The following is a 25463-nucleotide window of genomic DNA, read 5'->3' on the forward strand; positions in this document are numbered from 1 at the left end:
AAATTACTTTAATTAATTTTTAAAATTAATATCTGTGTATTATAATTAAAAAAAATCAAAAAACTTTTTTTACATAGAACCTCTGTAAACTTACTTCATTAAATAAACTATGCTTAATAGCATAATCATTATTATTATAGAATAATACAGTATAAAAATCATTTATACTGCTTTCTGACAAAACCTATTAAACTTATCATATAATAGATCAAATAAGTACATCAATAAAACATTAATCCATGTATAAATTAATGCTGACGAGTTATGTAAATTTATAGTTTTACTTTAGTATAATGTCATTATTAACATAATTATGTTGAAAGTTAAATATAACCTTAATAGATAAAATTAAACAAGTAGTAGTAACTTAAGTATCCATATAATTAATAAATAGTTTTAATAAAAAATACTCATAAATTGAAGATATGCAACACCAATACAAATAATTAGGAAATATCATCCACACAGTAAACACGTTATAAATACAATAGTATTAATCGCTAAAACTTAATTAGCTTATAATTTTAACTACTAAGCAGTAATTATCCTATAATTGATTTAATTTAGTAAAAATTAGCTATTTAGACTGTTTTTACCATTCAAGAGAATGGTAAAATTAATCGTTTAAAGTAACTAACTGGTCTTTAAATATATGAGAAAAATAAACATTAAAATTGGTTTTATTACTATATCTGATCGTGCTGCTAGAGGTGAATATGAGGATATCAGCGGGCCTGCTATGCAAAATTGGATTAAAAATGCTGTACTATCTCCCTACACAGTAGAAGATATAATTATTGAAGATAGTCAACCTTTAATTGAAAAAACCATGATTGATTTTGCTGATAACAAGCATTGCAACTTAATTCTAACTACTGGAGGTACTGGAGTCACAACACGTGATATAACACCAGAAGCAACATATACCGTATGTGAACGTATACTTGATGGATTTGCTCAACAAATGCGTAATATATCATTACGCACGGTTCCCACAGCGATTTTATCCCGCCAAACAGCAGGTACACGTGGTAGTAGCTTAATTATCAATCTACCAGGAAAGCCCGATGCAATTGCAATATGTTTAGGTGCAGTATTTTTAGCAGTGCCTAAATGTTTAGAATTACTTGACCAATCTAATATTCAAATTGATTTAGATTTTATCGAATAAAATTTAGAATAAAAATTTAACTAGACTTTTTACCTAATAGGTACGCTTCTAATAATGCGGTAGTGATGTTGTCGTGAATTTTAAATTGCTCAGCAATGACTTTAATCTTAGACAAATATTCTGTTTGTTGATAATTTTCTCTTAACAAGATTAAATCTAGCTTACCGTTATTCAAACAACCTTCTACACAACCTTTTGCATTAGAAAATATAATAGTTTGATCTAAAATAACATCTAGCTGATAAGAATACAAGTCAATATTGTTTGCTCGAGCAATTGATAAATATACAGCATTAAAAAAATCATCATGATAAATAATATTCTCAATATCAATCACATTACTTAACTCATAATGTTGGGCTTGATAATCAAATCCAACACTTGCTGTAACCGTAGTATTAGTAGACATTATTTAGTCAGTGATAAAAATAATTTTGGTAACTCTTGAGGTAAAGATTCAATACGATCAATTACCGAGTAATGGGAGCCGAAAATATCAACAATATATTCATCTGCTTTTTTATCTAAGCTAATACAATAAGGATATATACCTTTTTGTTGAACTTCTTGCACAGCTTTATGCGCATCCTGAATTAAAATTTTTGGGTCATAAATATCAATATCAGAAGGTTCTCCATCAGTTAAAACAAGCATTAATTTTTTATCACTTTGCTGTAAGTCTAAATAATGTGCGCCATGGCGAATAGCAGCACCCATTCTAGTAGAAAATTCAGCCTTTAAATCAGCTAAACGTGCCTTTACTGTATCATCCCAATGCTCACCATAACCTTTGATATGATAATACATAACTTTCTGTCTGGTATTAGAATTAAACCCAGAAATAGAAAAATTATCACCTAACTGCTCTACTGCCCAAGCCAACAAAGACACTGCTTCTTGTGATAGTTCTAAAATAGTTTGTCCAAATTTACCAACAACTTTATTTAATGACTCCGATAAATCTAACAACAATAATACTGACACACTGCGAGAATCATGTTCAAAATCAACATTAATTCTAGTATCAGGCTGAGAACCATTTTTAATATCAATCACACTGCGTAATGCAATATCAAGGTCTAACTCAGCACCCTCTTCTTGATAACGAAGACGTTTCTTATTTTGTGGTTTAAGCAAATCTAATATTTTTTTAAGCTGTTTAACCAAAGCTGAGTGCTTGTCAAGAATTCTATCAATCTTTGATGCATCACTGTGCGAATGTAATCGTTCATATACAGCTACCCAATCTGGCTTATAAGCTTCATAAGAATAATCCCATTCGTCATAATAATGCGGAGGTATTACTTCAACTTTATCCTCGTCTTCCTCTTCAGATTTTTTTTGATATTCAAAAATATTATCTTCTTCATCAAATTTTTCAATAAACAACCACATTGAACGGTTATCATCTCGATAAGTCACTTCAGTATTTTCAAAATACATATTAGCTAACGCATCTGAGGCACTTCTTGTTTTAATTAAATATTTTAAAGCAAGTTTTAAACTATCTGATGTACTTGTTTTCCCTGTGTTCATTAATGTCTTAAATTTTTCAACATAATCTAAGAGAATTTTATTCTTATAATGGTGATTATCATCAAGTAAAGCGTATGTAAGCATAATAGCACGATGTCGTAAGCAAGATTGATGCTTATCATCACAATCAAATTCATCTACTATTGGAATTAAATTTAACCATAAATTTTTTAAACCAGGATACTCTTGCATAGCTAAATATTCAACACGAGCATCTTCAAAAATTTCAGTAAAAAATCGTTGCTGCGGTGAAACATTATCAGCAACGATCTTAGTGGTAAATTGATGATGTGCAATCAAATGTGCTATTAAAGCCATATAACGCTTGCAAGCATTAACACCATTAAATAATTCATAAACATCTGGCAGACGAATAATATTACCTTCTAAATAAGGACGAAAGTGTTCTAGTTTTTCAAAGTCTGGAGAATACGGTGCATACATGAATTCTGTTTTCCAAAGTGCACGCTGAAATAAATTAATTTTCCGCTCAACATCAATAAACAACAAACCCTTTCTTTGCCGTTGAAATACAGCTTTTGAATCAGCACTTAATAATGAAAAATATTCCTCTTGTCGTTTAGGATGGTATTGAAAATATCTTAAACCATAATTAATCCACTTATAAATACCTTCAAATTCTAATTGTTCCAATAACAAATGCATATTAGAAAGCATGGCTAATAATGATGGAGAAGCGTGCGTATCATGAATGCCATGTATTGAAAATGTAGTTTTATTCAGATGATATTCAATTAGATTCAAGTACTCATCAAGTTGATCATTATTTGTATGTTCAATAACATCAATAAAACTGTGTAAAAATGGTTTAACTGCATCTTTATTAGGTGTCCTAGATATCTTTTGATAAGCAAAATTTACAATTTTTTGAATACTACCATCACCATAAAATTCACCTACCCAAGGCATTGTTTTTAAAAAAACAATAGACAAAGTATCGCCTTGACCAATTTTTGCTAAAAATTCAGTGCCTTTATAATACTCAATTAAACCTTGTTCTGAAAGTCTTCTGGCAGCTTGTTCAATATTTTCAATAAATACTCTTTGAATCGTATTAAAAGCACAATTTAAGGGTTTATATTGACTTACTTCAGGCATACTGTTAAGTAATTTTAGTCAAAAATAGCATCAATTGCACTACTCATAGTGGTACGAATTTCTACATCATCAGTAATTGGGCATACTAATGCCATATTACAAGCATCTTTTACTGCAACACCTGAAGCAATCAATGTACCTGCATAATTAAGCAAACGAGTTGATGCACCTTCATCAATACCATGTCCTACTAAATTACGAGTAGCCTGTGCAAGTTTTACTAATTTAGTTGCAATATCGCTATCAACACCAGACTCTCTAACAACAATACTGGTTTCTAATTCAGCCGATACATAATCAAAATCCATACCAGTAAAACGTTGCTTAGTTGATTGTTTAAGGTCTTTCATAAGTGATTGATAAGCTGGGTTATATGAAATCACCAATTGGAAATCCGAATGTGCTTTTACAAGCTCACCTTTTTTATCTAACATTAACTCACGTCTATGGTCAGTAAGAGAATGGATAACAACCATAGTATCTTGGCGTGCTTCTACAATTTCATCAAGATAACAAATTGCACCATGACGTGCTGCTAATGTTAACGGACCATCTACCCAACGGGTACCATTGGTATCTAGTAAAAAACGACCAATCAAGTCTGACGCAGTAATATCTTCATTACAGGATACCGTAATAATAGGCTTGTCTAATTTATAGGCCATATATTCAATAAAACGAGACTTTCCACAACCTGTTGGTCCTTTAATCATCACTGGTAATCCTGAATTATATGCTGCAGTATATAATTCTACTTCAGTTGATTGAGCTTTATAAAAAGGCTCTAATTCAATTTTAAATTGGTTGATATCGAAATTTGACATAACTCTATCCTAAATGTATCTTTTTTAAATTTTATAAAAAACCTCTGTTTGCAGCAGAGGCTTTCATTAACTATTTACTACAAATTTTACTTGTGAACGCCTAATTTATCTCTCCAACCAGGATATAAAGAATCAGCATCTCCTGGAAAAGATTCAAATGCACGAGCAAATTCATTATTATCTCTAGCAAACTCAATTGGATCAGCTTTAGCCATCCAACAATCATATGCTTGACGTAATGACTTAGCTCCCGCTGAAGGCGAATCAATATGACCATAAGAACCGCCACCAGAAGTGTTAATTACATTACCATGACCAAGGTTTTCAAAGAAGCCAGGAAGACGCAACGCATTCATACCACCAGAAATAATTGGTGTTGTTGGCTTCATACCAAACCATTCTTGATGATAAACTGGACCATCAGCACTATCTCGCTCGATCATATATGCAATGTTTCTATCATCAGCACCACCTTCCATCTTGCCATAACCCATTGTACCCACATGGATACCAGAAGCACCCATAAGGCGAGAAAGTTTAGCAAGAACCAGTGCCGTATAACCACGAACTGAACTTGGAGATGTAATTGCACCATGACCAGCTCTATGATAATGTAGATACTGACTAGGGAAGTTACGACGTGCAGTAGTAACCATACCACAACCACCAACATAACCATCAACTAAAAAAGCAACATGATGCGCATTCTCGCCAAAAGCTTCTAAAATATATTCACCACGAGCAATCATTTCATGATAGTCATCAGCAGTAATATTAGCAGAGAAAATTTTAGCTTCACCGGTTTCGTCTTGTGCACGCTTCATGGCATCAGAAACTAAAGGCATTACATCCTTCATACGGGCATACACTTGGTTACCTTGAGGTTCATCATTCTTAATAAAGTCACCACCTAACCAGAATTGATATGCTGCTTCAGCAAAAGGCTTAGGACGTAAGCCCAACTTAGGCTTAATAATCGTACCAGCGATATACCCCCCATTTTTACGATCACGGCCCAATAGATTCCATAAATCTGTAATATCAACAGAGGGACCATCAAAAATATCTAACATTTGCTTAGGAACGTGGAAATCAATCATTTGCGCGCATTTCACATCACCCATACCTTGATTATTACCAATGGCAAGTGTTAAGAAAGATACAACCATTGCACGACCGTCAATTAAATTACGATCGAATAAGCCACATGGATAAGCAATCTTCATAATACCTTTAACTTCATCAATCTCATAAACCATAGCATCTAAATCTTTAGTAAAATCATCTGTAGTTGATACTTCAACATTTGTACCAGTAGATGATTCCGCTGCAAAGTGAGCAGCAGTTTCTAAATAACCACCAAAATTAGGCATTAGGGTCATTGTGTAGGCAACAAGAATATGCCCGCCTTCAGCTAATAGCGTATCTTCGTCTAATGACAAATCTGCATATCTATTTGATTGATCCATAATGGACTCCTATTTATTAAATAAACGTTCATGATACAAGACACTATCAATAATGTAAAATAATATTTATTTATGATTTTATACAAATATATCTTAACGATATGATCAACTTCACATTAAAACAGCTGTACAGTTTTGAAGCAGTAATCCGTCTATCTAGTTTTACCAAGGCCAGCAAAGAACTTAATATTACTCAACCTGCTGTGTATATGCAAATTCAACAACTACAAAAAAATATTGGCTCTGATTTAGTTAATATTAAAGGCAAGAGTATTCATCCTACTTTTATTGGAAATAAACTATACCAAACTTGCTTAAAGGTTATTAACAAACTAGAACGAACCAAATCTGATATTGAGAAAACACTAAATATAAACTCTAGACACCTATAAATTGGGTTTATCAGCACAACCAAACTCATTCATTAGTCATATCTTGGTAAGATTTAAACAGAAACATCCCAAAAGAACCCTTCACTATAGAAGTAACTAATCGTGAATTACTACTTGAAAAACTAAGTAAAATTAGAATTAATTTAATCGTTATAGAAAGACATCAAGATATATAACTAACAACAAAACTCTTTATGGATAATCCACATCTCTATTGCTTATCCTAGATATTTAATACTTACCAATAATTATAAGAGTATCAATACAATTATACGTGAAACTTTAATTACCTACGAATAAAATTCAAACACACACGTTACTATTAGTAATGTAATAACAGATACACAATTTAATTCCAATTAAGTAACCATTAAATCAGTTTAAACAAGCTTAAATATTGAGTTTATCTATAAAAATACGGTTAGGTTAGAATTATAGAGTGGTATTATTAAATATCTTAATATTAAAAATATTCCCTCATTATTAGTTACTGGTATATGGTACAAAATAATAATGACACTCTCTCTCGCCTATTGTAAAATATTTTAAAGCGTTTATCATTAAAAATAATTAAAACAATAATTTTTTAAAAGAATCGCTACTACAGTAAGAGACATCAACAATACCTATACAAATACAATAGTTTTATTATGAACAATTAATACCCAGATATTCTATGTGATATTGCAAGCCTTTTACTAGCATAATTTTTTCAATTTATTGTCATACATAGAAAATATGTTGCTCTAAAGTAAAGTATTATTCAATAATTGAATTTTCGTCTAACACGCTAGTAACATCAATAGCAAATTACACCAGTTAACTTAACACCAAATTATTTAGCTTATACATATAGAAATGAAATTAAAAGTCTATAAACACTCATACTAATTTAGGTTCGATATGCTGAGTTAATTTTTATATAATCATAAGAAAGATCAGTTGTCCATACACTTTCTGTTAATTCACCTTTGCCAATCTCAATAGTAATAACAATTTCAGATTTCTTCATTTGTGCCTCACCTTGAGCTTCAGTGTAATAAACATTCAACTCTCCAGCTTTAATTAAACAAACCTTACCTAAATAAATACTCACATCCTCAATTCTCAAATACTTGATATTAGCACGCCCTACTGCTGCTAAAATTCTCCCCCAATTTGCATCAGAAGCAAATAAAGCGGTTTTAACCAAAAGTGAATGCGCAACCGTATAGGCCACTTTAAGACAATCCTTAACACTTATTCCACCCTTAACACACACTTCAACGAACTTGGTTGCACCTTCACCATCCTTAATAATTTTATGTGCTAATATCTTGGTTACAGTATTTAGAGATTGTTGAAACTTTTCCATACAATCATTAATTTTAATACTAGACACACCAGTAGCACTTAATGTGCACGCATCATTAGTAGAAGTATCGCCATCTATAGTAATACGATTAAAAGATTGATTCACTGCCTTTGTTAAACAATTTTGTAGCTCAGATTGCGTAGCTTTAATATCGGTAAAAATAAAACTAAGCATGGTTGCCATATCAGGACGAATCATGCCAGAACCCTTAGCAAAACCAGTAATAGTAATCAAATTATCGCCTATTTTAAATTGTTCAGAATACACCTTGTCAACTGAATCAGTCGTCATAATAGCTTGCGCTACTTGGGGCAAATTATCTATTGCTAAGTTAGAAACTAATGTAGATATATTATTCTCAAAACAAGCCATAGGCAATAACTGACCAATTACACCTGTTGAAAATGGCAACACTTGTTCAGCCTTAATACCTAGCTCTTTTGCCACCAAGTCACAAACTTTATAAGCATTTTTAAGTCCTACCAAACCAGTACCTGCATTAGCATTACCACTATTAATAACCAATGCTTTAATAGCATGATTAAGATGATTCTTTGCTACTAATATAGGTGCAGCGCAAAATATATTTTTTGTAAAAACAGCGGCAGTTTGTGTGCCTCTTTTCAAAAAAATAATAGACAAATCTAACTTTTTAGTATCTTTACTACTTAAATTTTCTGAAAAATTTTGCACATACTTAATGCCAGAATTAATTGCTGCACAAGTAATACCGTTAATGTTTAACATATTATCCATATCATAATAGAAATCCTAATCGATTAAAACTTGTTTCTTAGTACTATTAAAATAGGTAAGTAACATAATAAATTATTTCTTAATACTCCATTTTAGAAATTTTTAAAACTTTTTGTCTAGATATTGAAAAATAATCATTAGTACGGAACCAAATAAAACCATTATAAGCGCTGGTATAGCGGCTCGTTCAAATAAACCTTCAGCACTTAATTCATACACTTGAATTGCCAATGTATCCCAACCAAATGGGCGTAATAAATAGGTAGCTGGCAATTCTTTCATTACATCAACTGCAACTAACAAACTACCTGCCAAAATACCTGGAGTCATCATTGGTAAGTATATTTGCCAAATAAGTCGCAAGCGTGACACGCCAAGTAAGCGTGCACTTTGAGTAAACATAGGCTTAATCTGCTCAGCATTGGCTTTAATTGAATTATAGCCAATTGCCATAAAACGAGATATATAAGCAAATAATAATAAAGTAATAGAACCAAAAATAACCTGATTAATACTTTGTCCACCAAAATATATACTAACTGCTGACACTTGATTAATACCATATAATAATCCAACTGCCATAATTGAACCTGGTAATGCATAACCTAATGTCGCTATATTTATCACACCTTTAAGCCAAGAACTATTTTTTTTACAATGATTTGGTAATGCTAATATAGTAGCAATACCAACCGTTATTAAAGTAGCTGATACAGTTAGAATTAAAGTTGAAATAATCAAATCAGTATACTTAACACTCCATTCATTACCTGAGTACGTCCAACCCCAAATTATCAATTGTAACATAGGCATGGCAAAAGCAAGCATAAATACGCTAAATATAAAAATACTAATTAACCAGCCCATAACACCAAAAGCACGATAAGGCTTTTTATTAGCCACATCGTTTGAATAATATTTTGCTTGTCCCCGTGCTTTTTTCTCAAAATAAATCAAAAAAAATGCTACTAACACTAATAATGATGCCAATTGCGCTGCCAATTCAATAGAACGAAAATCACCCCAGGCAGAATAAATTGCCGTAGTAAACGTATCAAAATTAAACAAACTAACCACACCAAAATCAGCTAATATTTCCATCATTGTTACTAGTAATCCAGCTGCTGCTGCTGGACGTGCTAAAGGCAAAGATATCTTAAAAAACGTACGCAAAGGACCAGTGCCTAACAAGCGACCAGCTTCGATTATATTAACCTTTTGACGTTTAAATGAGGCTCGTGCCATCATGTATACATAAGGATAAAACACCAGTACAAAAGTTAGAATAATTGCCCAGGATCCGGTACGGATATCAAACCCTGATAAACCTAGCACTTCACGCATCCAAACTTGTACATAACCAGAATAGTCAAATACACCTAAATATACAAAAGCTAATACATATGCAGGAACAGCAAAAGGCAAAAATAACGCCCATTCTAACCACTGTCTACCAGGAAATTCAACCATTACCACTAAATATGCTAAAATTGTACCTAAAAAAGTAACACCTACACCTACCCCAATAAGTAAAACTACAGTAGCACTGATTAAATTTGGCAATAAGATAGTAGAAAAATGCGCCCACAGTTCACGTTCTGGAAATAACCACGACACAGCCACAACAAGAATTGGCATAGCTACCAATAGCGCTAAACCACTGATCCAAACTTTTGATTTAAGGCAATTTTTTTCCAAAATACTCTTTTTTAATCTTTAATAACTATTTTAAAAATAAAAAACTCAAGACTGTTTAAGTCTAGCTTTCTTGCTACTAAAATAGAAACTTATCTATAGCCTTTTGTTTGCATGAGCTTTACTGCATCAGCTTGTAATATACCTGTTTGTTCTAAATTCATTTTATCTTGCTTGAACGATCCCCAACTCGATACCACTTCATCTGAAACAACGTTCTGATTAGCTGGATATTCTTTATTAAGCGATGCATAAATAGCTTGTGCTTTAGCATTTGACAACCATTCTAATAATTTAATAGCGCCCTTAACATTAGTAGCATATTTTGTCACACCAGCACCTGATATATTTACATGTACACCTGTGGTGTCTTGATTTGCCCAAAATAACTTCAATGGTACATTAGGATTTTTAGTAATTAAACGAGCAAAATAATAAGTATTTATCAAACCAATATCACATTGTCCTGAAATAATTGCATTCATGATATGAGAATCTTTAGCATTAGGTGTAGCTGCCAAATTATTCACCCAACCACTAATAATATCACTCGCTTTATTTATTCCATGATGATAAATCATGGATGCCACTAATGACTTAGTGTAAATTTTTTTACTAGTTCTTAAACACAATCTACCTGCCCATTTTATATCTGCCAAATTCTCATAAGTGGATAGATCGACTGGATTAACACGCTCAGTACTATAAACAATGGTTCTTGCACGCACTGATAGTCCTGTCCACAAGCCTTTAGAATCTCTTAAATGGCTTGGAATATTATTTTCTAACGTTTGTGTTTGTACCTCTTGAAATAAATCTTGCGTAGCAGCGTACCAAAGATTACCTGCATCTACAGTCATAAACATATCAGCGTTAGTGTTTTTACCTTCTAATTTCAAACGCTCAATCAATGCACCACCTTTACCTGTTAAATACGTAACTTGAATGCCTGTATCTTTTGTAAAAGATTCAAATAAAGGTTTAATTAAATGTTCTTTTCTAGAACTATATACGGTTACTAAATCTTCACTTCTTGCTCGGGCTATACCAACACTAGTTACTATCAGTACCAATGCTGATAGTAACCATATTTTTATATTCATCCTTATTTTTCTCCTTATAAAAAAACTGACTAAGGTTATATAATTGATGCATATTATCAATTAATAGTCAATTTCTTATTTTTAATTACTCCTACTTTATCAGCAAAAATAGTCGCTTCATATTTGTCATGTGTTACTAGAATTGAAGTGATATTAGTTTTCTTTAAAATGCCTCTGACCTGCAATACTAATTGTTCTTGATGGTTCTTATCTAGACTAGAAAATGGTTCATCTAATAATAATAATTTTGGTGATGGGGCTAATGCACGAGCTAAGGCAACACGCTGTTGCTCTCCACCTGAAAGCTGGTGTGGATATTTTCTCTCGATACCTTTCAAACCAATCATCGAAAGCAATTCTTCAACCTTAATTTTCTGTTCACTGTTTGATAAATTATAAATACCAAAAGAAATATTTTTTTTTACATTCATATGCGGAAATAACGCATAATCTTGAAAAACCATTCCTATTTCTCTTAATTCTGGTACTACATTATGTGTACCATTATTAGATAATTGTTTACCATTTAAAACTACCTGGCCACTTTGCGCCTCATCAAGTCCAGAAATAAACCTAAGTGCTGAACTTTTTCCACTACCACTATCACCTAATAAGGCAAAAATATCGCCTGTAGCAAGACTTAAATCAAAATCATTTAAAATTTGAGTGGTTTTATAGGAAATTGATAAATGATTAACTAATAACATTTAATAATAAAAATGATAATGATTCCTATCATTATATAAGATATATCAATGATAATATCATATTAACTAAATTTTACAAAAAGACTTTAATGGAATTCTTTTGTTATTATTAATATCTGTCATGACAGTATCAAAATCCTCTGGTTCTACCACCAGAAATTGTCCCATCATTCCTGCGTCTTCATGTTCCAATATATGACAATGATACATATAAGGGTATTGAGTATCTGCGTAGTGATCAAATTTGGCAACTACTCTTACAGTTTCTTCTGGCATAAGTAGTACGGTATCTTTCCAACCACTTTCATTTTCATTTGGCGGTGTTGGATCTGAACCATCTCCTTGTTCTCTATCAAGGATTTGAAATTGAATATCATGAATATGAAAAGGATGAGTAGTATGTGCACCGTTGGTAATTCGCCAAATTTCAATATCACCTTTTTTAACTACTTCATTAATCACATTCATGTCCATTTGAACACCATTAATTAGATGTAACATATACTCACCTTCAAGTACAATACCATTAATAACTTTAAACATGGAAGTGAAAACTCGTTTGTTGATTTTAAAACCACTCATAACTGTTAATCCAAAATTCCTAGTTTTAATAGCATCTGACTCTTTTAATCGGACTATTTTAGTGAGTTTATTAGGAATTTTTCTAACAACATTAGTACTTGATTTATTAACGTAAATACTCATGACATCAAAATTAACTTTATCTAACGTATCTACCGAATCCGACAAACGGCCTGTACCACCTACTTTAAACGGTCCACCAAACTGATGACCGTTAAGTTTTTGTTTATCATAATATTCAGCACTAAAACTCTTAAACCGTAAAATTGTATTCTTGCTATTACTCAAATCAAGCAAAATTTCTACTCGTTCTGCAGGACCTAGCAATACCCTAGTAAGTAAAACTGGTTTTTCTAAAAAACCACCGTCACTAGCAATTTGATAAAACTGAATATCTCCTTCAAAACCTAAATTGTAGATTCTTGCATTAGAGCCATTAAGTATTCTTAGTCTAATCACTTGGGCAGGTACATTTAAAATAGGTACATGCTTACCATTTACCAAAATTGTATAGCCTTTCATTCCACCTGATTTATCAAAATCACCTTTATTTAAATAAAGCAATTGGGCTTTTTCATCAAACCTCCTATCTTGAATAACCACAGGTAAATCATCAACGCCATAAGTTTTAGGAATATCTAATAATCTAGAAGTTTCATCATCAATTAAGAAAAAACCTGCCATACCCTTATACACTTGTTCACCCGTATAACCCTCAAGATGAGGGTGATACCATTGAGTTGAAGCTAATTGATTAATACGCCAACTAGGTTTCCATGTTTTATTAGGTGGAATAATTTGATACGGACCACCATCTTCTTTAGCCGGCAAATGCAATCCATGAAAATGTACGGTGGTATTAACTGATAAATAATTAGTTATTTCAAAACCCACATTATCCATATTATCCACCCGAATAGTTGGACCTAATAGACTATCACCATAACCTAATACACATGTTAACTTACCTTTAAAAATTTCTGTTGTATTATAATTAATTGAAAATTTAAATATTCTTTTACCGTTAACAACTATAGGTTTAATAAGTGGCGGAACAATAAAAGATCTGTCTGCATAATCAGGATGAATAAATTTATCAGAATGCTTACCACTACAGCCCACTACTAGTGCACTAGTAGACAAAATAGATGTTTTAATAAAATCTCTACGTTTCATAACTATTCTCTTTTAATCTTTGGAACCAAAATAATCTCATAAAATATGACATAAAATATGACATAAAATATGACATAAAATTCTTACTTTTTTATTTGTTTATAGATAACAATAAAAGGAAATAATAACAAATCTTTCAAACTTTTAAAGTTTCTCATCTGTGTTCTTTCTAAGCCAAATTTAATTTTAGTTATATTGTTTGAAAGAATTAATGTACCAAATAAATAGTCCCAAATTGACAAAAAACCACCAAAATTAGTATTCATATGATTCTTAGAATGATGAATTTGATGTTGTAGAGGAGAGATTAAAAATAGCTCAATCACATTTCCAAAACCTAGCTTGATATGAGAATGTCTAAGATTAGAACCTAATAATGAAAATATAAAAACAAACAAATTAACACCTAAGATATCATAGATACTCACCAAACTGCCAAATAAAAATACAAAAACACCTGTCACAAAACCGATACTTAAAGAATAGCGAAAACCGAACAACAAAAATTCAATAGGATGCACTCGATAAAACGTAAGTGGATTTAAAACTTTAGCACTATGGTGTACTTTATGAAACACCCATAGCCATGGCACAAAGTGTAATAAACGATGTAACCAATAACGGGTAAAATCACTTAAAATAAACAAAATAAATGTAAATAGCACCATTACTTGTGTATAAGAGAAAGTTTCTATTCTCACAAAACCGTATTGATTTAACAAGACAATATTAACAAACAATGCAACTTCTTTAGCACTTATGATCACTGGTAATATAATCATAACTCTAAAGAGTATAGAAAAAATAAAATAACTATAATCCAACAAACTAGAAGGATGTAGCCAAAGTTTTTTTGATAACACAATACGTTTTTGTTCTGGATGAAACTTTAAAAAAACAAACGCAATCATCAATGAACTTAGTAAAAATAACCAATAAATTCGCCTATGTGGATCCATTAAGTATTCAAACGGATTAATCTCCATCAGCATCTAACACCTTAGAGACAAATCCCAATTTATCCATTAAAGAGATATAATAAGCTTTCATAAGCCTATTGGTTGATTGATATAAAAGTTTACCTTTATCGTTAATAAAATCAAACTCAGACATATTATTAGCATTAGCAATTGAATCATTTAATGCACTAATAGCCTGGTCGATCTCTTTTCTTGCTTTAAATTGACGCGATATATCACCAAAATCTTGATAATCTGGTGAATTAATAACCTGAACTTGTGTTTCAAGAATAGCTTTAATAGCATTGACACTATTACCACTAGTTGCATACTCTGCTCTATAATTGTTGGGTTTATTCTTAAATTTTTTACTCAAACCAGCTACATCACCAACGCGCCACTCTTTAAGTTTATAGGTACCAGCAATTAAAGTATTTAGCAAAATTGCACTAGCATATTGCTCACTTTCAAGGAATTTTGACTGATACATTTTATAACCATCTAAAATTTCTAACAAATAGTTTTTGATTGACTTAGCAATTATTAACGCCATATTTTTAACTCTCGGATGAAACAAATCTTTTGTAAAAAGAATATATTCCAAAGCATTAATAGTTTTGTGTGAATACTTATACATAGCATTAAATAGCTCATCATTACTATTAATAATTAAATCTAATTGAGGTTTAATATCCTCGTTATTCCCATGAAATATATCAATGTATCTTGGTATATCTAAATAATCTTCATTTAAATCACCTAATAAATAAGTAGTTTCGACTTTTTTCCAACTTGAAACTAAGTTACCAAATTGCATTTTAATTCTTGTAGAATTAGATTGATTAATATCATCAATTAATAGCTCAACATTTTTAATAGCTAACATAATATTGACAATAATAACTTGGTTAAAAAATTTTTCACCGACTGCGTTTACAACAATCGATACAAACAAAATAATAACAACTAAGTATCTCATCAACTTACCCTATATCTCATTCAAAAATTGCAATATTTTACCTCTACTACTAACAGGTAAATTCATAAACAAAGTTTTAGACTTACCAGACTCACCACCATGCCAAATAATTGCCTGTTCTAGGTTGCGTGCACGACCATCATGCAAAAAATTCTTATTATCTTTAAGTATTAAAGAGACTCTGCCCAATCTCCACAATGGAGGTGTGCGCCATTCATTACCTAAAGCATCAAATTCTGAACGACCATCTGCTAAATCCTTTCCCATGTCATGTAATAGAAAATCACTATATGGATATATAGTAATATTAGGCAATAAATAACTTGGAACATGACATTGTGAACATCCTATTTTAGAGAATAGTCTTTGTCCTTGATATTGGCTAATAATAGATTTTGGTAGTTTCAAATGTGTCAAATAATAACTAATAGCATTTAATCTTTGCGCTGTTAGCTCATGTTTTTCTCCATCTTTTGATGAATTAATACATTCAACTTGCATTAATGTGCACGACTGATGTTCGTAAATAGGATTAGTTAAACCCATATCATTAACAGCAGCATTGGCTGATTGATACTTTACTGTTGGTGCAGAAGCTTTCCAAGCATAACGACCAATCTCAATTTTATTAGTCTGTTCTGACCAAACCCTATTAGCTTTACCAGAAATACCATCATGATTAGCATCATTAATATCTTCATTAGCTAGAATTTGTTCATCAGTAATTTGTTCTAATAACCCCAAACCCACAAGTGCTGGTGCAATTCTAGCAGAAATAATTGTATTAGGAAGCAAATCACCATAACCCAATTTCTCTAATTTAACTATTGGTTGTTGCAAACTGATGATAGTGCCATCAGTATAATGAATATTTTTAGTTGAATAATGCACCAAAGACTTAGCTTCAAAAGGCACACCAGGAACTCCATTAATACTAATTTGAACACCATAATTAGGTTCAGGAATAAAACCAAGTTTAGCTATTATTCCTTGATGCTCATCAGTACCATTTGAAGGTATGGATAAGTGTATTACGTGCGACTTATCAACAATATTATTTACTTCAAATACTTTTCCACGACCATTTTTTGCATGGCAATTAATACAAGTATTAGCACTAAATAATGGACCTAATCCATCACGTGCTGTTGTTGAACTAGGAGCCTCTACCCAAGGAATACGAAAAAAACTTTTTCCTAAAATAAACTTATCCAGTTTATCATTACTTAAATTAGGTTGAACTTGCGTAAAAGATTGATTTAACTCGTAAGTTGATAAATTACTAAAATCATTAGCAAAAACCATTTCCATTAGACTAATAACAAGCAATAGTATGATTAAAACTGCTAAATATTTATAGTTTAATTTCCCCAACATCCATTATATTTCCAACTGTTAAATCAATACCATTTGATTTTGCTACATAAATCATTTGATCACCAATGGCTCTTAACTCATTTTTAAGTTTTTTTATTTGCCTAGCTTGAGAATCATTCGGACGAATTTGATAATCAAAATGACGGCTTACTTGTGCCAATGTATTCATTTGATTAATTTTAGTATTTACTGATGCAATTAAACCCATTAACTTAGTCTTATCTTTCATAGCATCAATAAGTGCTACACCATAGTCAAAACTATTATAAGTACCGAACAACAAATTCTTAAAACCTTGAAAATTTTGCGTTATATCACGATGTGTATTATCAGAAAAACAACTATGCTCATCTTCTTCAGATGGTGTTAATACTGCTATTGCAATACGTTCATTAGCAAGTTCAGATTTAATAAAAATACCTAACCCAGAAAAAATTTGCTTAAGTGCCACCTTTGCATTAATATTCTTAGTCACATCAGAATTTTTACCCAATAATGCTGCTTTATAATTAGTACTATCGCCATCTGCCCAAGCCGAAGTTATTGACTCTAAATCAGCAATAATTAGACTTACTGCTGCATTTAAATATTGTTTACGACGATCAGCATTTGCATTAATCGTATAATCAGTAAGTGCTCTCTGACCTGCTAACAAAGCACCATGAGTTACATTATCTTTTATAAAATTAGCATAATCCTGATCTTGACCCCATAATAAAAACTCAATAACGTGATAACCTGTTGCAACATTAGCATAACCACCATTTCCATTAAGCGCTGCTAACACGTCAGAAGTAATTATACTTACATCAATTAATAAAGGATTTTCCCCGCCTGGATTAAACATACCTGGGGTGTCAATAATATTACCTGATGTTTTTCTACCCTTGGAATTGGTTATATAGTCAATCATATTTTCATCTAATGGCCAAGCATTTAATCGCCCTTCTGGTGCCCCATAAGATGTATGCCAACCTTCCTCTACATCAATAGGCCCATTAGACAATCTAAACGCTTCAGTTTGACCATAAGATTCACGAGCATTCAGCCATGCAGCTTTTGCATTTCCCATTGTTTCTATTGTAGGATTGTTTGTAAAATCTTTCAGTTTTGTCCCTAATTTTTTGGCATCATTCAGAGCATCCATATAGTTTACAGTTGCAATATTTGCATAAGTGATTAACAACGGATTAATCTCATCTCTACTCAAGAATACACTTGCAGCAGAAATTATCATTACCACTGTTAAACCAAATGAAATCATCAATTTTTTTTGAATTGTCATGTATATTTTCTCCTTACACTTATAAAAATTCTATAGTTGTTATTATTAACACACAAAAGCGTGTTAATAAACTATAAATTGATTTTTATCTGTCCATTTTATTATTTTCAATAAGATAATTACACCTTATAACTGATCAAAAACTATAAGCTAAGACCTAAAAATCATTCAACCTAAACCATTGCCTAAATTAGACCTTAAACGATAAGGATTAGAACTAGCATAACCCGTTATATCATTTTTAAAATAATTCACGCCAATAACAATAATATATCAACCACTGTATCTGTAATAATATTCATATACTTAATACTATTTATCCTATATATTTTAATTATAAATATCTACAAAACTACTTCTGCAGACTTGATGCCTGTGTATATTACTATTAATACACCTTCTTTTATTTTATGAAAAGAGTTAATTTCTTCAAGTTAATAAATGATATCAGTTATTATTTGCATTTATAATAAAATATAAAAATTATGTAATATATCATTTTCTTAGCTATTAAGAAAAAATAAAACCTCTTAAATACCAAGCTATGCTATTCATTAAATTAATTGCCATAGATCTAGCATTTGGATTTGATTTTATGATTTATATTATTAACAGTACATTTATTACAAAATCAAATTTATCTTAAAATTATATAAGCTCTACTTTTGATTTATTTATATGCTATACAGAAAAAAGTATGAATAAATTATTATCACCTCTGGATATATCTTAACTAATTGCATATTATAAAAATATAACATAAAATAAAATGGTCATTATTCATCTTTTTACCACTTTGGATTTAACTAAACGTACTCAAGCCAGTCAAAAAGTTACTCTTGTAGGTATTGCTGTTGATTTTTTATTAGCCATATTGAAAGTTATTACAGGTTCTATTGGAAATTCTGGTGCTTTAATTGCAGATGGTGCCCACTCATTTTCTGACTTATTATCTGATGGATTAGTTCTATATGCAACTAAACATTCAACCCTTGATGCTGACGAAGAACACCCTTATGGACATAATCGGTTTGAAACAGTTGCTATTCTAGGTCTTGCAATTATTTTAACCATTGTTGGTTTAGGTATTATTTTAAATGCAATAATTAAATTAACTAACCATATGACACTTTCACACAGTGCCTTGCTTTTAAATATTACTATCTTATCAATTTTTTCTAAGGAAGCTTTATATTGGTATACTCTAAAAGTAGCTAATGATTATGAATCTGATTTATTAAAAGCCAATGCTTGGCATCATCGTTCAGATGCATTATCTTCAATTGTAGTACTAATCGGCATTCTTGGCAGTTTAAATAATTATCCATACTTAGACAGTATTGCAGCTATCGTTGTGGGTGTTATGATTATTTATATTGCTTGGAAATTAGGTTTAAGTGCAACTAAAGAACTAGTAGACACCTCTATTGATGCACAACAAGTAGCAGAATTAAAGAACGCACTAGTACAAATTAATGATGTTAATAGTGTTCATTCTCTACGTACTCGCAAAATTGGACACACTATTTCTTGTGATGTACACATACAAGTTGATCCTTTTTTAAGTGTTAGCGAGGGACATATGATAAGTATTAGTGTTGAACGTGTAGCTAAAAAATGCTTAAAGAACTTAAACGATGTAACAGTTCATATTGATGTAGAAGATGATGAAACTAATTCTCCTTACAAAATATTGCCAGAACGTTCAGAAGCATTAGTAATTCTAACTAAAGCCCTACTTAATAAAAAATACAGCAGTGAAATTAGTCGTATTCAATTACATTATTTAGAAAGTAAAATTCATGTAGATTTTTACTTACCGCTTAAATGCATTCAAACTGACAATACTGCTGATAAAATACTCTCTAAATTACAAGAAATTGTTAACAATCTTGATAATTTTGGAAAGATTAAGGTTTATTTTAGCCAAAATTAAAAGACAACGATAAGTATGTTAATAGCACTTAATAATGTACCTACTACACCCTATCTGGAGTCTTTTAATAATCTCTTCGCACCATAAATAATGCCTATTCTTTTAACATCGTGTTATTTTTCCCACAATAGTTTTTAATTGAATTAGAAACTATACTCAACTATTACCTTGATAATTTATACCTGTTACTAAAATAATAACACCTCGATATACTCAAGTTTAATTACTATATTAAAATTTAAACGATTATAACTCATAAAAAGAACATTTAATGACTATAACATCAGACTAATATTTTGAAAAAATTTACTAGATTTATATAAAAATAGTCCTAATATACTCAACCAATATCTATAACCATTAAATTTAAACTTATTAGACTCAAATAAACCAAAATCAACCCCTAAAATTTCATTAAAAATATTTAATAATTTTTCTAGGTTTATCTGACACATATTACACCCTTATGATATACTTTTATTTTTTAAATTTTAAGGATTAAACAAATGGCAGTATTAGAACTAAATCTAAGTAATTTTGATGAAACCATTCAAAATAATGACATTGTTATACTAGATTTTTGGGCTCAATGGTGTGGTCCTTGCAAACAATTTGCACCCACTTATGATGAAGTTTCTAACAAAGTAGATAATGTTATTTTTGCTAAAATAAACACCGAAGATGAACAAAAACTAGCAAGTAATTTTCAAATTCGATCCATCCCTACTCTAATGATTTTCAGAGAACAAATTGAAGTATTCTCTCAACCAGGAGCAATGTCAGGTTCTAATTTAGAAGATGTTATCGCTAAAGCTAAAGCATTTGATATGAACAAAATACGTGAAGAAATTAAAGAGAAAAAATAATTATTATTATAACTTTAAATAATTTTTTTCACTAAATCCAACCATGATATCATCACCAATTATCAATATTGGGCGTTTGATAATTGTTGGGTTTTTCAATACTAATTCTAAAGTAATATTACCTTTCTCTTTATTATTTAAATTTCGATAAGTAGTAGAACGCTTATTAATAAGATTTTCCCAAGTGACTTTATCTACAAATGTTTGCAACTTAGTTTTATCAATCGGATTATCACGAAAATCAATAAATTCAAAATCAACCTTATGATTAATTAAGAATTTTTGTGCTTTTTTAATGGTATCGCAATTTTTAATCCCATACATTGTAATCATTGAACTACCTCATTATAAAATTCTAAAATTTCTTTATTATCATTATCAATAATGATACGTACACCTTTGATTAAATAATACAAATACGATACACTCTGACTAACCAATTCCACTCTACTAGGTTCACCAAATAGATTAATAATCATCTCTTTTGATAAATCTACTTTAGGTATAAAGGTTAATGACTTAATTTTTAGATCTAACATTGATATTTTAGTCATCAAATTAAACGTTGTTTTCCTAACGCCTGAAGGCATAACTCTTAATTCTTTAATGTTGTTATTTAAATATTTAGTGTCTTTTTGATCAAATATTAAATTTAAAATAACACTAGCATTAATACCACCTACTTTTGTGTTAGAAAAAAATACTTCTAATTCTTGCTCTTTACTATCACTTCCAAACATAGCAATCTCAGCCTCAGAACCAAATAAATGTATTGCGTCGATAAGACTACTATGACCCATGGTTAAATTAAACACAACCGTATTACCTTGACTATTAATAAAACTTTGCCAAGGCAAAGATTGATTCTGTGGCATTTGTATGTTACGAGTCAATAGGTAAAATAGAGTAAATATTACTACTGCTAGTAATAATGTTATTGATATAATTTTACTTTCTATCATTAATTATCGCTTAAATGGAGGTTTGTTAGCTTTAAAACGTAACCAATTAAGTGTTTTAAAGGTTAAGTTATGATTGATTAATTTAAGTTCTAGTTGTCGCTTACCTGGAAACTCCATTAAAAATAAACCTAATAAAATTGATATTAATCCTTGGCCTGGTGTCACTAACATAATAATACCAATAATTAATAATATTAAACCCATTAGTGTCTTAAGTATCAATTTAATCAAATTAAAAGGTCTTCTTGTTTTTAATTTATTTTCTGAATTTTTTAGAAAATAATTTAATGGCATTAGCCCTAATAAATAAGGTATTAACAATAAACTAATGATAAAAATCACTCCAGAAATTATACCTATAATTACTAGTATATCTTCTAATTGATTTATAAGTATTACTATACTATCTAATAACATAACAATAAAAATATCATAGGCCTATCCATTGGTTAAAGATACCTGTATATTAGTACCAAAAATACCACTAATAATCAACTCTTAATTTTAGTCAAAAATAATCAAGCAATGCTTTGGCTTTCCTTAATAACCTAGCGGTAGAAGAACCAGCTCTTATGCATAAATTTAGTATTAGCTACTAGAGTTAATTAAAAATTAATCAATAATGCCCTACCCGATATAACTTTAACCAATAAACTCATCCTTTTGATTCGCGTCATAATATACCTAATATAAATAACAATGATTTAATCATTTTATCTGTTTTTACTTGTTTATCATATTTTTCAACATCAATAAAACTAACAATCATTGATTGATTTTTTCCATAATTCACTATTTACTTTAACTTTAGCGTTCGTTACATGTTAAATTAAGGTTTTCATTATTAAGCAAGATATGAAATATCAGCAACTGATAAAAATAAAGATCTAACCCAGTTAATTAAATTTAAACGCTCTTGTCTTAATGCAATATCATCAGTATTAACCATAACTTTATCAAAAAACTCATCAATCATACCCTTGAGGGCAATAAGTTCTTTCATATTTTTTGTGTAATTAATAGAATTAGAAATGCGTTTAGCGAGTATTTTTGTTGCCTTAAATAGTGTTTTTTCCGCTGTTTCTATCAAAACTGAATCATTAACTTTGATTGATAAGTCCGAGCAATTCTTCAATATATTAGTAATACGTTTATTTATTTCAATCAGATTTTCTAATTCTTGATTGTTAGTAAATGTATTAAGCGCTCTAACACGTAGATGAAAATCATAAGGTGATTCTGGACACACTGCCAAAACTGCATCAAAAACCTGCATACTAACCTGATGCTTCTTGTAATAAGCCCGCAAACGCTCCATCATAAATTGATAAATATCGTTAGCTTTATTAGTATTTACAACAGATAAATGAGCATTTAATGATTTACTAATCAGTTCTTTAAGATTAATATGAAATTTTGACTCTAACATAATCCTTAATAAACCTAATGCCATCCTTCTAAGTGCATACGGATCTTTAGATCCAGTTGGGTCCTGGCCAATACCAAAAATACCAGTAATTGTATCTAATTTATCAGCAATCGAAACTACTAAACCTTCGCTTGTATTTGGTAAAAAATCACCTGAAAATTTTGGCTGATAATGTTCACTAATAGCCACCGACACTGCTTTATTTTCGCCATCATTAAGAGCGTAATACCCCCCCATTATACCTTGAAGGTCAGCAAACTCACCTACCATATTTGTAACCAAATCACTTTTACAAAGCAAGCCAGCACGACTACTGTCTTTAACATTGGCACCAATAACGCCAGCAATATATCCTGAAAGCATCTCAATACGTTTAGCTTTATCACCCATGGAGCCCAAAGATTTCATAAACAAAACTTGGTTTAACCTATCTAGACGAAATTCAAGGGTGTATGCCTTATCTTGTATCCAAAAAAATTCTGAATCATTTAAACGGGAACGAATAACACGCTCATTACCATCAATAATAACTGATAAGTCACTAGACTCAATATTAGCAACTGAAATAAATGATGGCATCAAATTGCCATTCATATCTAACATATGAAAATATTTTTGATGCGATTTCATCACAGAAATAAGCACTTCTTCCGGAATATCCAAAAATTTAGATGAAAAACTACCTGAAAATGCACATGGATATTCAACCAATGCACAAACTTCATCAAGTAAAGGTTCATCAATAACCGCCATAGCGTTGTTATTTTGCGCTACCTCAGTTACCTGTTTACGAATAATAGCCTTACGCATATTAAAATTAACCTCAATTTGAGCCTTTTCAAGAATAATTTTCTGATAATCTTTAGCGCAACTAATATCAAAAATACATTCACCTGTGAAACGCAACCCCCTGGTTATGTTTCTAGAAATCAAACCCATGATTGAGGCTGGTACGACATCAGATCCTAACATCATAATCAACCAATGTATTGGACGTACAAAATACGTATCCAAATTACTCCAGCGCATTGGCTTGGCAATAGGAATATTCTGAATAGCAGTATTAACAATAGATTCAAGTAAATCTATCGTTTTTAAACCTATTTGTTGTTTGGTAAAGAAATAATATTGCGTCTTGCAAAATGATTTTTGTGTTAACATATTCTTATCAACCCCACAGGATTTAGCAAAGCCTTCAATGGCTCTATCAAGCTCACTAATTAATGGCCCTTTACGTTCAATAGTTTGATTATTTTGCTGAAGTTGAAGGTCATTAACCAATACCGCTAAACGACGAGGCGTGGCAAAAGACTCAACTCTTGAATAAGACAACTTAAGATTATCAAATTCAGTAGTTAAGTTGTATGTAAGCGCATTAGATAGATGTTGCAGGCTTTTCGGTGGAAGTTCTTCACATCCTAATTCTAATAAAAAGTCTTGTGTATTCATAAAAGTTTGAATGTATATTTTATTTAAATAATTTAAAATCTAAACTTTCAGACTAATAAATCGATCATCACTCTATCTGATAAGCGCAATATAAATCTCTTATAAGTATCAAAAATAAAGATTAATTGTACGTTAAAAGACTGAAAAGATTATGCTTTCCTTATTATCCTGAATACTAATAAGCAAATACATTTACAGCTCTTTATAAATTATAAATATAGCTAAACGATATAACTACAGTACTTCTATTTAATCTTATCTAAAATAATCAGATCAAAAAATTCACTTCATTAATCAAACTTTTATATGCTATATATAAATTTATCCTGACATAAAA

At 30.7% G+C, this 25463-nt stretch carries 21 protein-coding genes; 4 read left to right on the forward strand and 17 right to left on the reverse strand.

What is annotated here, in order from left to right; all coding sequences use genetic code 11:
• Nucleotides 1-652 precede the first annotated feature (652 nt).
• The gene (gene mog, locus HUW60_RS03275; RefSeq protein WP_190600120.1) at nucleotides 653-1171 is read left to right on the forward strand and encodes a molybdopterin adenylyltransferase; all 519 of its coding nucleotides are present in this window, start codon (nucleotides 653-655) and stop codon (nucleotides 1169-1171) included.
• A 16-nt stretch (nucleotides 1172-1187) separates the two neighbouring features.
• Here mog and HUW60_RS03280 read toward each other — a convergent pair whose 3' ends face one another.
• From HUW60_RS03280 to HUW60_RS03295, 4 genes are all read right to left on the reverse strand, one after another.
• The gene (locus tag HUW60_RS03280) at nucleotides 1188-1580 is read right to left on the reverse strand and encodes a hypothetical protein (protein ID WP_190600121.1); all 393 of its coding nucleotides are present in this window, start codon (nucleotides 1578-1580) and stop codon (nucleotides 1188-1190) included.
• Nucleotides 1580-3826, reverse strand: coding sequence for a nitric oxide reductase activation protein NorD (locus tag HUW60_RS03285; protein ID WP_190600122.1), 2247 nt, complete (start codon nucleotides 3824-3826; stop codon nucleotides 1580-1582). Before HUW60_RS03285 ends, HUW60_RS03280 begins: the two co-directional genes overlap by 1 nt.
• Nucleotides 3827-3840: 14 nt before the next feature.
• Complete coding sequence (locus tag HUW60_RS03290; protein ID WP_190600123.1) at nucleotides 3841-4650, reverse strand: CbbQ/NirQ/NorQ/GpvN family protein; 810 nt, start codon at nucleotides 4648-4650, stop codon at nucleotides 3841-3843.
• 86 nt (nucleotides 4651-4736) lie between these two features.
• The gene (locus HUW60_RS03295; protein ID WP_190600124.1) at nucleotides 4737-6119 is read right to left on the reverse strand and encodes a ribulose-bisphosphate carboxylase; all 1383 of its coding nucleotides are present in this window, start codon (nucleotides 6117-6119) and stop codon (nucleotides 4737-4739) included.
• A gap of 101 nt (nucleotides 6120-6220) precedes the next feature.
• Between HUW60_RS03295 and HUW60_RS03300 the strand changes: the two genes are divergently transcribed.
• Nucleotides 6221-6511 (forward strand): LysR family transcriptional regulator, encoded by a 291-nt coding sequence (locus tag HUW60_RS03300; protein WP_190600125.1) that lies wholly within the window; start codon nucleotides 6221-6223, stop codon nucleotides 6509-6511.
• 892 nt (nucleotides 6512-7403) lie between these two features.
• Here the strand turns inward: HUW60_RS03300 and argJ are convergent.
• The 9 genes from argJ to HUW60_RS03345 all read right to left on the reverse strand — a co-directional run bounded on the left by argJ (nucleotide 7404) and on the right by HUW60_RS03345 (nucleotide 18484).
• On the reverse strand, nucleotides 7404-8621 hold the full coding sequence (gene argJ / locus HUW60_RS03305) for a bifunctional glutamate N-acetyltransferase/amino-acid acetyltransferase ArgJ (protein WP_190600126.1): 1218 nt from the start codon (nucleotides 8619-8621) through the stop codon (nucleotides 7404-7406).
• A 102-nt stretch (nucleotides 8622-8723) separates the two neighbouring features.
• Nucleotides 8724-10319, reverse strand: coding sequence for an ABC transporter permease (locus HUW60_RS03310; protein WP_190600127.1), 1596 nt, complete (start codon nucleotides 10317-10319; stop codon nucleotides 8724-8726).
• A gap of 89 nt (nucleotides 10320-10408) precedes the next feature.
• The gene (locus HUW60_RS03315) at nucleotides 10409-11419 is read right to left on the reverse strand and encodes an extracellular solute-binding protein (protein ID WP_190600128.1); all 1011 of its coding nucleotides are present in this window, start codon (nucleotides 11417-11419) and stop codon (nucleotides 10409-10411) included.
• 56 nt (nucleotides 11420-11475) lie between these two features.
• Nucleotides 11476-12126: an ABC transporter ATP-binding protein gene (locus HUW60_RS03320; protein ID WP_190600129.1), complete on the reverse strand. Its 651-nt coding sequence runs from the start codon at nucleotides 12124-12126 to the stop codon at nucleotides 11476-11478.
• 66 nt (nucleotides 12127-12192) lie between these two features.
• Nucleotides 12193-13884 carry a multicopper oxidase family protein gene (locus HUW60_RS03325; RefSeq protein WP_190600130.1) on the reverse strand — a complete coding sequence of 564 codons (1692 nt, stop codon included), beginning with the start codon at nucleotides 13882-13884 and terminating at the stop codon, nucleotides 12193-12195.
• An 83-nt stretch (nucleotides 13885-13967) separates the two neighbouring features.
• Nucleotides 13968-14870 carry a sterol desaturase family protein gene (locus tag HUW60_RS03330; protein ID WP_238924441.1) on the reverse strand — a complete coding sequence of 301 codons (903 nt, stop codon included), beginning with the start codon at nucleotides 14868-14870 and terminating at the stop codon, nucleotides 13968-13970.
• Nucleotides 14860-15822, reverse strand: a complete 963-nt coding sequence (locus HUW60_RS03335; protein ID WP_190600132.1) for an imelysin family protein — start codon at nucleotides 15820-15822, stop codon at nucleotides 14860-14862. Before HUW60_RS03335 ends, HUW60_RS03330 begins: the two co-directional genes overlap by 11 nt.
• A gap of 9 nt (nucleotides 15823-15831) precedes the next feature.
• The gene (locus tag HUW60_RS03340; protein ID WP_190600133.1) at nucleotides 15832-17199 is read right to left on the reverse strand and encodes a di-heme oxidoreductase family protein; all 1368 of its coding nucleotides are present in this window, start codon (nucleotides 17197-17199) and stop codon (nucleotides 15832-15834) included.
• Nucleotides 17177-18484 carry an imelysin family protein gene (locus HUW60_RS03345; protein ID WP_190600134.1) on the reverse strand — a complete coding sequence of 436 codons (1308 nt, stop codon included), beginning with the start codon at nucleotides 18482-18484 and terminating at the stop codon, nucleotides 17177-17179. The genes HUW60_RS03340 and HUW60_RS03345 overlap by 23 nt, the downstream gene beginning before the upstream one ends.
• Before the next feature lie 769 nt (nucleotides 18485-19253).
• Between HUW60_RS03345 and HUW60_RS03350 the strand changes: the two genes are divergently transcribed.
• Nucleotides 19254-20420, forward strand: coding sequence for a cation diffusion facilitator family transporter (locus HUW60_RS03350; RefSeq protein WP_238924442.1), 1167 nt, complete (start codon nucleotides 19254-19256; stop codon nucleotides 20418-20420).
• A gap of 506 nt (nucleotides 20421-20926) precedes the next feature.
• The gene (gene trxA / locus HUW60_RS03355; RefSeq protein ID WP_190600135.1) at nucleotides 20927-21286 is read left to right on the forward strand and encodes a thioredoxin; all 360 of its coding nucleotides are present in this window, start codon (nucleotides 20927-20929) and stop codon (nucleotides 21284-21286) included.
• A 6-nt stretch (nucleotides 21287-21292) separates the two neighbouring features.
• On the opposite strand, the gene HUW60_RS03360 is transcribed toward trxA, so the two are convergent.
• From HUW60_RS03360 to glyS, 4 genes are all read right to left on the reverse strand, one after another.
• Nucleotides 21293-21619, reverse strand: coding sequence for a Spx/MgsR family RNA polymerase-binding regulatory protein (locus tag HUW60_RS03360; protein ID WP_190600136.1), 327 nt, complete (start codon nucleotides 21617-21619; stop codon nucleotides 21293-21295).
• Complete coding sequence (locus HUW60_RS03365; RefSeq protein ID WP_190600137.1) at nucleotides 21616-22248, reverse strand: hypothetical protein; 633 nt, start codon at nucleotides 22246-22248, stop codon at nucleotides 21616-21618. Before HUW60_RS03365 ends, HUW60_RS03360 begins: the two co-directional genes overlap by 4 nt.
• Nucleotides 22249-22251: 3 nt before the next feature.
• Nucleotides 22252-22452, reverse strand: a complete 201-nt coding sequence (locus HUW60_RS05005) for a PGPGW domain-containing protein (protein ID WP_238924443.1) — start codon at nucleotides 22450-22452, stop codon at nucleotides 22252-22254.
• Between the two features lie 640 nt (nucleotides 22453-23092).
• Nucleotides 23093-25126: a glycine--tRNA ligase subunit beta gene (gene glyS, locus HUW60_RS03375; RefSeq protein ID WP_190600139.1), complete on the reverse strand. Its 2034-nt coding sequence runs from the start codon at nucleotides 25124-25126 to the stop codon at nucleotides 23093-23095.
• Between the last annotated feature and the right edge of the window lie 337 nt (nucleotides 25127-25463).

The organism is Candidatus Vesicomyosocius sp. SY067_SCS001, assembly GCF_014706615.1.
Classification (GTDB): Bacteria; Pseudomonadota; Gammaproteobacteria; order PS1; family Pseudothioglobaceae; genus Ruthia.